At 62.1% G+C, this 12,331-nt stretch carries 12 protein-coding genes; 9 read left to right on the forward strand and 3 right to left on the reverse strand.

The genetic code is table 11. The features are described 5' to 3' along the window. From GO014_RS11955 to phnE (GO014_RS11995), 9 genes are read left to right on the forward strand one after another with little or no spacing between them, the layout of a single operon-like run. Positions 1–1,095, forward strand: coding sequence for a carbon-phosphorus lyase complex subunit PhnI (locus tag GO014_RS11955; RefSeq protein WP_157290534.1), 1,095 nt, complete (start codon positions 1–3; stop codon positions 1,093–1,095). After that, positions 1,092–2,006, forward strand: coding sequence for an alpha-D-ribose 1-methylphosphonate 5-phosphate C-P-lyase PhnJ (locus GO014_RS11960; protein WP_157290535.1), 915 nt, complete (start codon positions 1,092–1,094; stop codon positions 2,004–2,006). The genes GO014_RS11955 and GO014_RS11960 overlap by 4 nt, the downstream gene beginning before the upstream one ends. Beyond that, complete coding sequence (locus tag GO014_RS11965) at positions 2,003–2,824, forward strand: ATP-binding cassette domain-containing protein (protein ID WP_157290536.1); 822 nt, start codon at positions 2,003–2,005, stop codon at positions 2,822–2,824. The genes GO014_RS11960 and GO014_RS11965 overlap by 4 nt, the downstream gene beginning before the upstream one ends. A 9-nt stretch (positions 2,825–2,833) precedes the next feature. Then, a complete protein-coding gene (locus tag GO014_RS11970; RefSeq protein ID WP_207785241.1) occupies positions 2,834–3,565 on the forward strand; it encodes a phosphonate C-P lyase system protein PhnL in 732 nt (243 codons plus the stop codon). After that, positions 3,552–4,751 (forward strand): alpha-D-ribose 1-methylphosphonate 5-triphosphate diphosphatase, encoded by a 1,200-nt coding sequence (locus tag GO014_RS11975; protein ID WP_157290537.1) that lies wholly within the window; start codon positions 3,552–3,554, stop codon positions 4,749–4,751. Before GO014_RS11970 ends, GO014_RS11975 begins: the two co-directional genes overlap by 14 nt. A 54-nt stretch (positions 4,752–4,805) precedes the next feature. Beyond that, positions 4,806–5,633: a phosphonate ABC transporter ATP-binding protein gene (phnC, locus tag GO014_RS11980; RefSeq protein ID WP_157290538.1), complete on the forward strand. Its 828-nt coding sequence runs from the start codon at positions 4,806–4,808 to the stop codon at positions 5,631–5,633. Between the two features lie 33 nt (positions 5,634–5,666). After that, entirely contained in the window at positions 5,667–6,587 is a 921-nt protein-coding gene (gene phnD / locus GO014_RS11985; protein WP_116588797.1) for a phosphonate ABC transporter substrate-binding protein, read from the forward strand. Between the two features lie 54 nt (positions 6,588–6,641). Beyond that, entirely contained in the window at positions 6,642–7,553 is a 912-nt protein-coding gene (gene phnE, locus GO014_RS11990) for a phosphonate ABC transporter, permease protein PhnE (protein WP_343030931.1), read from the forward strand. A 3-nt stretch (positions 7,554–7,556) separates the two neighbouring features. Then, a complete protein-coding gene (gene phnE / locus GO014_RS11995) occupies positions 7,557–8,387 on the forward strand; it encodes a phosphonate ABC transporter, permease protein PhnE (protein ID WP_157290539.1) in 831 nt (276 codons plus the stop codon). A gap of 28 nt (positions 8,388–8,415) precedes the next feature. Here phnE (GO014_RS11995) and GO014_RS12000 read toward each other — a convergent pair whose 3' ends face one another. The 3 genes from GO014_RS12000 to GO014_RS12010 all read right to left on the reverse strand — a co-directional run bounded on the left by GO014_RS12000 (position 8,416) and on the right by GO014_RS12010 (position 12,330). Next, positions 8,416–10,074, reverse strand: a complete 1,659-nt coding sequence (locus GO014_RS12000) for an ABC transporter permease (RefSeq protein WP_246204609.1) — start codon at positions 10,072–10,074, stop codon at positions 8,416–8,418. A 48-nt stretch (positions 10,075–10,122) separates the two neighbouring features. Continuing rightward, entirely contained in the window at positions 10,123–11,151 is a 1,029-nt protein-coding gene (locus GO014_RS12005) for an extracellular solute-binding protein (protein WP_157290541.1), read from the reverse strand. Positions 11,152–11,298: 147 nt separating this feature from the next. Then, positions 11,299–12,330 (reverse strand): ABC transporter ATP-binding protein, encoded by a 1,032-nt coding sequence (locus GO014_RS12010; protein WP_246204593.1) that lies wholly within the window; start codon positions 12,328–12,330, stop codon positions 11,299–11,301. Between the last annotated feature and the right edge of the window lies 1 nt (position 12,331).

Below are 12,331 nucleotides of genomic sequence, written 5' to 3' on the forward strand. Positions count from 1 at the left end.
ATGGCCTATGTTGCAACCCGCGGAGGCGAAAAGGCCATCGAACAGGCAGAGCGGCTGTTCCGACAGGACCTTGGCACGATCGATGCACAGCGCGTCGAGACCATTCGCGCCACCATGCCCTATCTGATCGACCGGGTGATGGGCGAAGCTTCACTTTATGATGAAGAACTGGCCGCATTGGCGTTGGCGCAAACCGGCGGTGAACTCTCCGAAGCCGTGCTGGTGTTGCGTGCCTGGCGCACTACCCAGCCACGACTCGCCATTGCCCGACCGGTCAAGCAGGACGAAGTCCTGACTCAACGCCGCATCTCCGCCGCCTTCAAGGACATTCCGGGTGGCCAGATCCTCGGGCCGACGCTCGATTACTCCCACCGTGTGCTTGCGACCGACGTGCTCGAAGGCAAGCCTTTCGCGCCACCCGCCGTCGACAAGGCCGCGAGCTCGGCTCCGGCAAAACAGCCCTCGTTGGCCGATTGGCAGCGCCAGCAGGGGCTGGTCGCTCCGGCCAATCCGTCGGCGGTTTCGCCGGAAGACATTCCGGACCTGACGCGCGAGCCCTTGCTGTTCCCGGCCTCGCGCGCCCACCGTCTGCAAAGCCTGGCCCGTGCCGAAACCGGCGGCGTGCTGGCGCTCGGCTATGCGGCCATGCGCGGCTATGGCAATGCCCACCCCACGGTCAACGAATTGCGCCTGGGCGAGGCCAACGTGGTGGTCCGACATCCGCGCGGCACGGAGTTTTCGGCCGGCCGCGTGCGGGTCAGCCAGGCAGAAGTGACCTCCAAGGAAAAGGGCGGCTATCTCGAACTCGGCTTTGCCGCCACTTTCGGCTGGAACGAGGTCAAGGTGATTGCCGCCGCCACGCTCGATCTCAACTCCGATGACGCCCCCGTCGGCTCACCGGTGCATGAGGAATTCTACCTCTACCATACCGAAAGCGTGGAAGCCTCGGGCTTCTGCATTCACTTCAAACTTCCACACTACGTCACTTTCCAGTCGATACTGGACGCCATGCGAGACGCCAAAGTCAAACGAGCTGCAGCGGAGGCCGCCGGCGAAGTCTATCTCGGCGAACCCGAAGAGGAACCCGTCCTATGAGCCTTGCAAGTCTGACCAAAGACTGGGCCGCCACCAGCTACGGCTTTCTCGATGCCTCGGCCAAGCGCGAACTGCGCCGCAAGATGCTCAAGGCCATCGCCGTCCCTGGTTGCCAGATGCCCTATGCCAGCCGCGAAGTGCCGATGGCGCGGGGGTGGGGCACCGGCGGCCTGCAGGTGACACTGACCCTGGTCAATTCGGCCTCGGTCGTCAAAGTTATCGATCAGGGCGCAGATGACGGCGTCAATGCCGCCTCGATCCGCCGCTTCATTTCCCGCGTTTCCGGCGCGTCGGAAACCTGGGATACGCTGGACGCGACCATCGTGCAGTCCCGCCACCGCATCCCCGAAGAAATCATGCGCGAGGACCAGGTCCTGGTGCTCCAGGTGCCCAATCCTGAACCATTGCGCGGTGTGGAGCCCAACATCTCGATCGCACGGCAGATGCATGCCGATGCCGATTACGGCAAGCTCTGGCTCACGCTTTACGAGCAGATCGTGCGCAAGGGCCGCATCATGCAGGGCGCCTCCTATCCGGCAATGGTCAATGGCCGTCACGTGATGACCCCCTCGCCCATCCCGCGCTGGGATGTGCCCAAGCTAAATATGGCTCAGCACCTGACCTTTCTCTCCGCCGGCCGCGAAAAACGGCTCCATGCCGTGCCGCCCTATACGCGGGTTGAACCGCTGGTTTTCTCCGATCGGCCCTACCAGGTGGAGGATCATGCGGATCTGACCTGCCGGCGTTCGGGAGTCCGGGGCTTCTTCATGAACGAACTACCCCAGGATGGCGGCGGCTCGGTATTTGAAGTGTCCGACAGCAATCTGGGGATCAAGGCCATCGACAAGACTGAAGGTTCCGCAATTGAAATCGGCGAAACCTGGTACCGCAACGGGGAGTATTCAGCATGAGCCTCGACCTCGGACTTCCCGCGCTGGAGCGCGCGGCCCCCCGCCTCATGCGGACTGAACCGCTCCTGAACATGCGCGACATTTCCAAGTCCTATGGCAATGTGCGCGCCCTACGCCATGTCGATGCGGCCGTCTATCCCGGCGAAGTCATGGGCATTGTCGGTGAAAGCGGCTCGGGAAAGTCGACCCTGCTGCGCATGATGAATCTTGAGGACACCCCCGACAGCGGCGACTACACGCTGCGGCTGCCCGGCCGCGAAAACGAAAACCTGTTCGATCTCACCCGCTATGAGCGCCGCATGCTTTGCGCTCGCAATATCGGCATTGTCTATCAGAACCCGCATCTTGGCCTGCTGATGAAGCACTCCTCCAGCGGCAATGTCGCCGAGCGCCTGCTCATCGCCGGCGAGCGCAGCTTCGAAGTCCTGCGCGACAAGGCGCGAGAAGCGCTCGACGCGTCCGAATTCCCGCTCGACCGCATGGACGCCCGGCCCATCGAGCTGTCCGGCGGCATGCAGCAACGCGTGCAACTGGCCAAGGCCATCGCTCTTGAACCGGCCCTTCTCCTGCTCGATGAGCCGACCACCGGCCTTGATGTTTCCGTCCAGGCGCTGGTGCTCGATACGCTCAAGCGCCTGCAGCGCGATCGCAGGATCACCATGGTGCTGGTCAGCCACGATCTGGGCGTCATCCGCACCATGGCCGACCGGGTCATGGTCATGCGCCATGGCGAAGTGGTGGAACAGGGCCTTGCCGACCAGGTCTTCCAGGACCCTCAACACCCCTATACCCAGCAACTCGTCCACGCCAAGCTCTGAGGTGACCCCATGACAACCACGCCCCTCTTGCGCGTTCAGGGTCTCACCAAGACCTTCCGCATGTATCACCTGGACAGCATGCTGCATGCCTTCGAGGACATCAGCTTCGATCTCTACCAGGGCGAGTTTCTGCTGCTGCGCGGCCATAATGGCGCCGGCAAGTCGACGCTGCTGCGCACCATCTGGCGCAGCTATCTGCCCGTTGCCGGTCAGGTGCTCTATGCCTCGAGCCATGGCGAAATCGACCTCGCCAACGCTGCAGATGTCGATATTGCCCTGCTCCGGCGCGAGGAAATCGGCTTCGTCACCCAGTTCCTCAATGCCCGGCCCCGCGTTGCCGCCCAGGATATCGTCGCCGAACCGCTGCGTCTGGCCGGTGCCACCCAGGCCGAAGCGCTCGATCAGGCCCGCCACTGGCTCGATCAGTTCGGCGTCCGTCCCGAACTCTGGCGCGCTTACCCCAGCACTTTCTCGGGCGGCGAACAGCAAAAGGTCAATCTGGCGCGCGCCCTGATCCTGCCGCAGAAGCTCCTGCTGCTCGACGAGCCTACCGCCTCGCTCGACGTCGGCGCCCGCGCTGCACTGGTCCGGCGCCTGGCCGATCTCAAGGCCCACGGTGTCGCCATCATTGGGGTGTTCCACCATCCCGGAGACGTGGCCGAACTGATTGACCGCGAAATCAACCTCAACACCAGGGTCATCGCCGACCAGAGCGCCGAGGAAGAGCATGTGGCTGTCTGACTTTCAAATCGTTCTGTCCAATCGCGTCATCGAGCGTGGCGCCCTTCGCATTGAGGACGGGCTGATTGCCGAGATCAACGAAACGCCGGTTGCCAATGCCGATATCGAAGGCGATGGTCTCATCTTGTTGCCCGGCATGATCGACATGCATGGTGACATGATCGAGCGCGAAATCGAGCCGCGCCCCGGCGTGCGCATGCCCATGGATATGGGGTTGCGCGACCTCGACATGAAACTGGCAACCGCCGGAATCACCACCGCCTATGCCTCGCTCTCTTTCGCGCCCGGCTCCACCTACGGCCATATGCGCAGTTATGATTTCACCAGCGCCTTGATCCGCGCTGTCGTCGCCGCACGCCCCAATCTGCTGATCGACCACCGCGTCCATGCCCGTTTCGAGGTCACCTTTCCGGCGGCACTCTCGGTGGTCAAGGAACTAGTGAGCGAAGGCGCGGTGGACCTGGTTTCGTTGTGCGACCACACACCCGGCCAGGGTCAGTATCGCGACCTCGATCTGCAGGCCGCCAATATCTCCAGGAACAAGGGCATTTCGCCACAAGCGGCCATGGAGCAGCTCCAGCAGCGTATTCGTGACCGCCAGGAAACCGCCGGCGACATGACCGAAACCCTGCGCGCCATCACCCAATATTGCGCCATGCATGGTGTGCCCGTCGCCAGCCACGACGACGACACGGTCGAAAAGGTCACGCTGATGGACCAGCTCGGGGCAAATATTTCTGAGTTTCCGGTGACCCTGGAAGCCGCCGAGGAAGCGCATCGCCGCGGCATGCTCAATGCCATGGGCGCACCCAATGCCCTGCGCGGACAATCCTATTCGGGCAATCTCTCGGCCCGTGATGCCCACGCGGCCGGCGTCCTTGATCTGCTCGCCGCCGACTATCATCCCTCGGCTATGCTGCCCGCAGTGCTGGTGCTGGCCCAAACCGATCCCGATGGCCTGTCTGGCGCCGCCCGCCTGACCTCCCTAAATCCGGCACGGGCCCTGGGCCTGGAGGATCGCGGCGAAATCCGCGTCGGCCTCCGCGCTGACCTGGCTATCGCCTCCCGCACCGGCGTGGGCCAGGTACATGCCACCTTCTCACGCGGCCGCATCGTGCATGCCGATGGCACCCTCGATGTCTCCGGGGTTGGCAGACGTCACGAGCATGTCATTCGAATGAGTTAACGCTGTCATCTAGCTGATCTAGGGTCTCTGCATAGCAACGCCACGAGGTGGGAAATGCTGGAACTGAGAAACGTCACCAAACGCTTCGGTGACACGATCGCGGTCAACAATGTCTCGACCAATTTCGAACCCGGACAGATGGTCGGTGTGATCGGGCGCTCCGGCGCCGGCAAATCCACCCTATTGCGATTGATCAATCGCCTCGCCACCGCTGATGAAGGCAAGATCACCTCGGGCGAGATTGACGTTCGCAGCCTCAGCGGCACCCAATTGCGCGCCTGGCGCGCCCGCTGCGCCATGATTTTCCAACAGTTCAACCTGGTCAACCGGCTTGATGTGCTGACCAATGTGCTGATCGGCCGGATCGGAAATGCCGGCACCGTGCCGGTTATGTTCAAACACTTCTCGGCAACAGACCGGGCAAACGCCGCAATGGCGCTCGACCGCCTCGACCTGCTTTCTCAGGCCCTGCAACGCGCAGACACACTTTCGGGCGGCCAGCAGCAGCGCGTGGCCATCGCCCGCGCCCTGATGCAGAAGCCCACCATCATTCTTGCCGACGAGCCGATCGCCTCGCTCGATCCGCGTAATGCACGACTGGTGATGGAAGCGCTGCGCACCATCAACCAGCAGGACAAGATTACCGTCATCACCAATCTGCACACGCTGGACGCCGCGCGCGCCTATTGCGATCGCATCATCGGCATGGCCCATGGCCATGTCGTGTTCGACGGCACGCCGGACATGCTGACCAGTTCGATGATCCAGCAGATCTATGGTGACGAGCACGAAACAGCCGTGGACGAGAGCCTGACCTCGACCATCGCTGCCACCGGCACGGCAGGCCAAGCCGGCAAACGACACCTTGAGGCGGCCCACTAGCCGCCCCACTTCCCCGAACTCGGAGCTACATCAATGCTTACCCTGACGCGCCGTGGCCTTGTGGCCGCGCTGGTTTCGCTCGCCCTGGTTTCCCCCGCCCTCAGCCAGGACTGGCGCGAGCAGTTCCCGGAACTGACCATCGGTATCTCTTCGAGCGAAAACGAAACCGACGCCATCGCCCGCAACCAGCCCTATGCCGACTATCTCAGCCGCGAACTGGGCGTGCCGGTCAATATTGTGCGCGGCACCGACTATGCAGCTGTGATCGAAGCCATGCGCTCGGGCCACGTGCAGATCGCCTCGGTTGGTCCGGCCGCCTACGCCCTGGCACGCAAGATCATGGGCGAAGACATTGCACCGGTCGCCGTGACCCTCGATGGCGACGGCAATCTGGGTTACTATTCGATCATCGCGGTCCGCGCCGACAGTCCCTATCAGTCATTGGAAGACATCAAGGGCAAGTCGTTTGCTTTCGCCGACCCCAATTCCACATCGGGCTATGCCGTCCCCTCCTACTATCTCACCACAGAGCTGAACACTTCAGCCAGTGACTACTTCAGCGAAGTCGCCTTCTCCGGTGGTCACGAGCAGAGCGTCATGGCCCTGGTCAACGGCACCTTCGATGCGGTTGCCACCCATTGGCGGAATGAAGAAGCTGGCAATATTCAGACCATGGTAAACAAGGGTCTGATCGAGGAAGGCTCGACCCGGATCATCTGGACCTCGCCCGTCATCCCCAACACCCCGGTGATGATGCTGACCACCCTTCCCCAGGAGCTGCAGGACGAATTCAAGACCGTCCTGATGGCCTTCCCGGAAAAGGATCCTGAAGGTTTCGCCGAATACACCCGCGGCACCTCCAGCGGCTATGTCGAAGCCACCCATGAAGACTATCTCGATGTTGTGGCAATTACCGAGTTCAACGCCGAACAGCGCCGCAAGAACGGCAACTGATCCCTTCCTGGCCGGTGCGCATCCCGCGTACCGGCTTTTTTTCGTGAGGCGCGCGTGTCCACACTCTCCCCAACCAATGGTCGGCTGACCTCGACGACGCGGGAAGAACGAATGCTGTCGTTTGACGAGCGCTATCGTCAGCAGCAGTTCACTCGTCGCAACTGGACCCTGCTCTATGGTGCACTGTTTCTGGCGGCGCTGATCGGGTCAGTAGCCGTCAGCGATTTCAGCATCCCGGGTCTCATCAAGGGCCTGCCGATGGCCTGGAATTACATCGCGGGCACTATGCCCAGATTGACCTTCGAGAATTTCTGGGCCGACATGACGGACTGGTACTGGGGCCTGCGCTTCTGGCTGCGCCTTTTGGTGGAGACCATCCTTATGGGCTTCGTCGGCACCGTCCTTGGCGGTGTCATCGCCCTCGCACTGAGTTTCCCGGCGTCGCGCAATCTGGTCGAGAATACCGGCATCTATTTTGCCGCGCGCCGCACGCTCGAATTCTTCCGCACCGTGCCCGAACTGGTGTTTGCGCTGATCTTTGTCTTTGCCTTTGGCCTCGGCCCGTTCGCCGGAGTGCTCGCCATCGCGGTACACACCGCAGGCGCGCTGGGCAAGCTTTTCGCCGAAGTGAACGAGAACGTCGACCCACGCCCCATCGAGGGTGTCCGTGCTTCCGGTGGCAACTGGCCCATGATCATGCGCCTGGGCGTCGTGCCCCAGGCCCTGCCCAACTATGCCAGCTATCTGCTCTTGCGCTTCGAGATCAATGTGCGCGGCGCCTCGGCATTGGGTCTCGTCGGTGCCGGCGGCATTGGCCAGGATCTCTACGTCGCTATCCGCCAGTTCGAATACACCGACATCTCGGCCATCATGCTGCTGTTGATCCTGACGACCTCGGTCATCGACATCAGTTGCGAAGCCATCCGCCATCGCCTGATCGGCCATACCCTGACACAGGTTGCCTGACCCATGAACGCTACGCTGACCGCCGACATCGCGCGCCTCAGGCGCACCAATCCCCAGATCTTTTCCGCCCCCCTGCATGAGCGCCTGCGCACATGGGGTCTGTGGTTGGGTTTTTTGGCTGTTCTCGCCTTCGGACTGTGGTGGATCGATGCCTCGCCCATGCGCATCGCCAATGGTCTCAACAAGCTCGGACTGCTGGTCACCCTGATGATCCCACCCTGGCCCGGCGATGGCCTATGGGACTACATCTATGCCATGTTCGAAACCCTCGCCATGGCGTTTCTGGGCACGTTGATCGCCTTTGTCGTGGCGCTGCCGCTTGGATTTCTCGGCGCCAAGAACATCGTCCCTAACTGGCTGTTCCATTTCGGGCTACGTCGCTTCTTCGACGCATTCAGAGGCATCGATGGTCTGGTCTGGGCGCTGATCTTCGTGTCCGCTGTTGGTCTTGGGCCATTTGCAGGGGTGCTGGCCATTGCCGTGGGCGACGTCATGGTCTTCGGCAAGCTTTTTGCCGAAGCCATCGAGAACGTCGACAACAAGCCGGTGGACGGCGTGCGGGCCTCCGGTGGCGACAACATCCATGTCGTCCGGCTCGGCGTCTTCCCCCAGGTCTTTCCGGTTATGATGAGCCACGTGCTCTATTTTTTCGAGTCCAATGTCCGCTCGGCCACCATTCTGGGCATTGTCGGGGCCGGCGGCATCGGCCTGCAACTGTCCGACCGCATCCGCATCAACAATTGGCAGGAAGCCGCCTTCATTATCCTGATGATCCTGGTGACCGTGGCGATAATCGACGCCATCTCCCGCCGCATCCGCGCCCGGCTGATCTAGCTCGAGCACCAGCGCATGGAGCAGCCCATCACCGAATCCTGTTCGACGTGCGCGCGAGCAGGATCACCGGCAGAATACCGATAGCCACGATGATAAGAGCGGCCAGCGCGGCATCTTCATAGGTGCCGCGCGCCGCTTCGCCATAGAGCAGTGTGGCCAGGCTTTCAAAATTCAACGGCCGCAGCAGCAGGGTGGCGGGCAGCTCCTTCATGCAATCAACGAAGACCAGCAGCCCTGCCGCCGTCAGCGCTGACCGCGACAAAGGCAGGTGAACGCGCAGCAGCGTGCCGCTGGATGACTGTCCCAGTGTGCGGGCGGCGTGGTCATAGGCGGGCGGAATGCGGCTCAACCCGGCCTCGATACCCCCAGCGGAAATCGCCATGAAACGCGCCGCATAAGCATAGACCAGCGCCGATCCTGACCCGAGCAGCAATAGCCCGCCCGGCAGACCGGTCCAGGCCGTCCACCATCCCCCCAGCGTCCGGTCGAGTGCCGCCACCGGCACCAGAATGCCGATTGCCAGCACGGTCCCGGGCACGGCATAGCCCAGCGCGGCAATACGCATCGCCGCGCTGGTCCAGGCAGAGGCATGCAGGCGGGCCGCATAGGCCAGCGCAAAGCCAATGGCGAGAATGGCCAATGTCGCAATCGCCGAGACACTGACCGTATTGAACGTCGCGCGCAGCAATGAGTCGGAGAGCCCTGCAAATTCCAGCCGCCGCACGGCAGCAACCACCAGGTAGATGGCCGGACCCACAAACCCGATCAGGATCGGTGCCACACCAAGACCGAAGGCAATCGCGGCGGCCGGCCCCTTGAGCGCAAAGCGCTGCATCTGCCGCGCATTCTGCGCCGTGGACGCGAACCGCCGATTGCGCCGCGCCCAGCGCTCCAGCATCAACACGGCCACAACCAGCACCAGCATGCCAATGGCAATCTGCGCGGCCCCGGCCAGATCCGTCCGCACGATCCAGGTTGTGTATACAGTGGCTGTCAAGGTGCGCACGCCAAGGAACTGCGCTGCGCCGACGTCGTTGAGCACTTCCATCAGAACCAACGAAACGCCGACCACAATGGCCGGGCGCGCCAATGGCAGAGCCACCCGCCAGAATATGGCTGAGCGCGGCACCCCGAGCGTCCGCGCAACTTCGGTCACGTTGGCCGCCTGGGTCAGGAACATGGCCCGCGCGGTCAGATAGACGTAAGGGTAAAGGACAAAGCCGAACACCAGGATGGCGCCCCACATCGCCCGCAGATCGGGCAGGCGGAACTGGCGTGGGCTGGAATAGCCAAGCATCCAGCGCAGCACGCCCTGAACCGGCCCCAACGGGTTCAGGATATCGAGATAGGCATAGGCCATAATGTAGGTCGGCACCGCCAAAGGCAGCAGCAGTGCCCATTCGAGGACGCCGCGCCCGCGGAAATCATAGGCGCTGACAATCCACGCCGCGCCGGTGCCCACCATGGTCGCTATCAGTCCAGAACCAGCCAGCAGCACCAGCGTGTTCCAGGTCGATTGCGGCAGGACGAACTGAAAGATATGGCCCCACAACCCTCCAGTATCGGCCACCGCCGTGGCCGCAATCGCCACGATAGGGACGAGCGCAAGAGCCGCCGCGACAAATGCCACGGCGGCCCAGGGGCTGATTGCAATGTCAGGACGGCCTCGTCGGCGTCCTTGGTTCATGTCGGCCATAAGACAGAGCGGCGTCCGTTCGGACGCCGCGCCACTGATTTAGTTGCTGAAGGTGTCGAAATTGACTTCATCGACCAGCTCGCTGGCCCGTGCGCGGTACGGCAGCACCTCGGTCAGCGAGAGGCTATCAGGTTCCAGTGTGCCAAATTCCGCGATGATCGGATGAACCTCGGCCGTGGTGGATACCGGGTATTCGAAATTGGCTTCGGCATAAAGCTTCTGTGCCGCGTCGGATACCAGATATTCGAGCAGTTGGACCGCTTCTTCGCGATTGGGAGCATGAGCCGCTACGGCCGCGCCACTGATATTGACCAGCGTGCCGCCACCTTCGAAGGTGGGCAGGATGACCTTGACCGCATCGGACCAGCCCTTTTGCTCGTCACCGCTCGAACCGCTGGCCATCAGTCCGTAATAATAGGAATTGGCTACGGAGATGTCGCAGACACCGGCCGCAATGTCGCGCGCGCCATCACGGTCCCCACCAGCGGCGGGACGCGCCTGATTGGCCTTGATGCCTTCGAGCCAGCTCCGCGTGGCGTTCTCGCCATACTTGGCCATATAGGCCGCGAACATTGCGGTATTGTAGGGGTGCTGCCCCGAGCGGATACACAGCTTGCCACGGAATTCTTCGTCGTCGAGCTGCTCGTAGGTGATGCTGTCGAGGTCGAGTTCCTTGGCCGCATAGACCACTCGGGCGCGCCCTGAGAGCGCAAACCAGTTGCCCTCGGCGTCCCGCAGCGAGACCGGAATGGCAGCCTCCAGCACGTCCGAATCCACCGGTTGCGTCACGCCGGCCTCGACCAGATCGATCAGGGCACCGAAATCGACAGCCATCAACAGGTCGGCAGGGGAGCTTTCGCCTTCCGACTGCACACGCTCGATCAGGCCGCTTTCGAGAAACACCGTGTTGACTGCAATACCGGTTTCCGCAGTAAAGGCGTCGAGAATCGGCTGGATCAGGCCCGGCTCACGTGTGGTGTAGATATTGACTTCCTGGGCCAGCGCAGGAACGGCCACACCCATCGCCAGCACGCTGGCAACACCAAAACTCTTGAAAAGCTTGCGCATAATCGAACTCCCATTGCGACGTCGATGAGGTGCCCGGAACGGTCCGCCACACCTTCTTCGACGCCGCAAAAGCCATATTGGATAATAGAAGTCAAGTTATTCCAGGCCACCTTAGAATGGGTCTAAACTATTGATTGTGCCCAATAATCAGACCGCTTCGCTTTCCGATGGAAATATCAAGACCTCATGCGCATTTACGGCGATTTTCACCGCATCGCCCTGCCGAACGTCGTGCCGCGCCGTGCCCCGCATGACAAGCGGTTCACTCATACCCTCGACGGCCAGCAGAAGTTCCTCGATCTCGCCCAGAATCGACCTGTCGAGAACCTGTGCTGGCAGGCCAGTTTCGCTCAATGTGATCGACTGCGGCCGCAGCAACACCTTTGGCACCCCCTTTAGGGCAGGCGCCGGAAAGCGCCCCAATGGTGTCTCCAGCACATTGGCTATCAATTGGGCAGGGATGACATTCATGCTGGAAAAGAACGCGGCCGCATAGGCGGTCCAGGGCGCGTCATAGATGCGTTCCCCGCTTCCCATTTCGACCAGGCGCCCCTTCTGCATCAGCGCCACCATGTCCCCAATGGCCAAGGCCTCTTCCGGATCATGGGTCACGACCACTGCCGTCATGCCCAATTCGCGCACGATGGAAAGGGTCTCGTGCCGCACCCGATCACGCAGCCCGCGGTCCAGATTGGAGAACGGCTCATCCATCAGCAGCAGGCGCGGCTGCGGCGCCAGAGCCCGCGCCAGAGCCACTCGTTGCTGCTCGCCTCCGGAGAGCATGTGCGGATAACGGTCCGCCAGGGCTTCGATACCGATGCTACCAAGGATAGAATCGATGCGCGCGCGGCGCTCTGCGCGCGGTAGCCGGCCGAGTCCGAAACCGATATTGTCGCGCACGCTCAAATGCGGAAACAGAGCATAATCCTGGAACATGAAGCCAACTCGGCGATGCTCCGGCTCGACAAACACGCCCGGCCCCGAGACCGGCGTGCCGTCGATCATAATGCTACCGGCATCAAGCGTTTCAATGCCGGCAATGGTCCTCAGAAGCGTAGACTTTCCGCAACCCGAATGCCCGACCAGGCACAACACCTGTCCGGCCCCGATTTCGAGCGAAACATCCTCAAGCGCCGCGACGCGGCCGAAATGCCGCGTGACGCCGTTGAGGACTAGCATG

The sequence above is a fragment of the Devosia marina genome (genome assembly GCF_009758415.1).
Classification (GTDB): Bacteria; Pseudomonadota; Alphaproteobacteria; order Rhizobiales; family Devosiaceae; genus Devosia; species Devosia marina.

Coding starts and splice junctions, on each gene's coding strand:
- GO014_RS11955 (WP_157290534.1), top strand. CDS start 1: ATGGCCTATGTTGCAACCCGCGGAGGCGAAAAGGCCATCGAACAGGCA.
- GO014_RS11960 (WP_157290535.1), top strand. CDS start 1,092: ATGAGCCTTGCAAGTCTGACCAAAGACTGGGCCGCCACCAGCTACGGC.
- GO014_RS11965 (WP_157290536.1), top strand. CDS start 2,003: ATGAGCCTCGACCTCGGACTTCCCGCGCTGGAGCGCGCGGCCCCCCGC.
- GO014_RS11970 (WP_207785241.1), top strand. CDS start 2,834: ATGACAACCACGCCCCTCTTGCGCGTTCAGGGTCTCACCAAGACCTTC.
- GO014_RS11975 (WP_157290537.1), top strand. CDS start 3,552: ATGTGGCTGTCTGACTTTCAAATCGTTCTGTCCAATCGCGTCATCGAG.
- phnC (WP_157290538.1), top strand. CDS start 4,806: ATGCTGGAACTGAGAAACGTCACCAAACGCTTCGGTGACACGATCGCG.
- phnD (WP_116588797.1), top strand. CDS start 5,667: ATGCTTACCCTGACGCGCCGTGGCCTTGTGGCCGCGCTGGTTTCGCTC.
- phnE (WP_157290539.1), top strand. CDS start 7,557: ATGAACGCTACGCTGACCGCCGACATCGCGCGCCTCAGGCGCACCAAT.
- GO014_RS12000 (WP_246204609.1), bottom strand. CDS start 10,074: ATGAACCAAGGACGCCGACGAGGCCGTCCTGACATTGCAATCAGCCCC.
- GO014_RS12005 (WP_157290541.1), bottom strand. CDS start 11,151: ATGCGCAAGCTTTTCAAGAGTTTTGGTGTTGCCAGCGTGCTGGCGATG.
- GO014_RS12010 (WP_246204593.1), bottom strand. CDS start 12,330: ATGCTAGTCCTCAACGGCGTCACGCGGCATTTCGGCCGCGTCGCGGCG.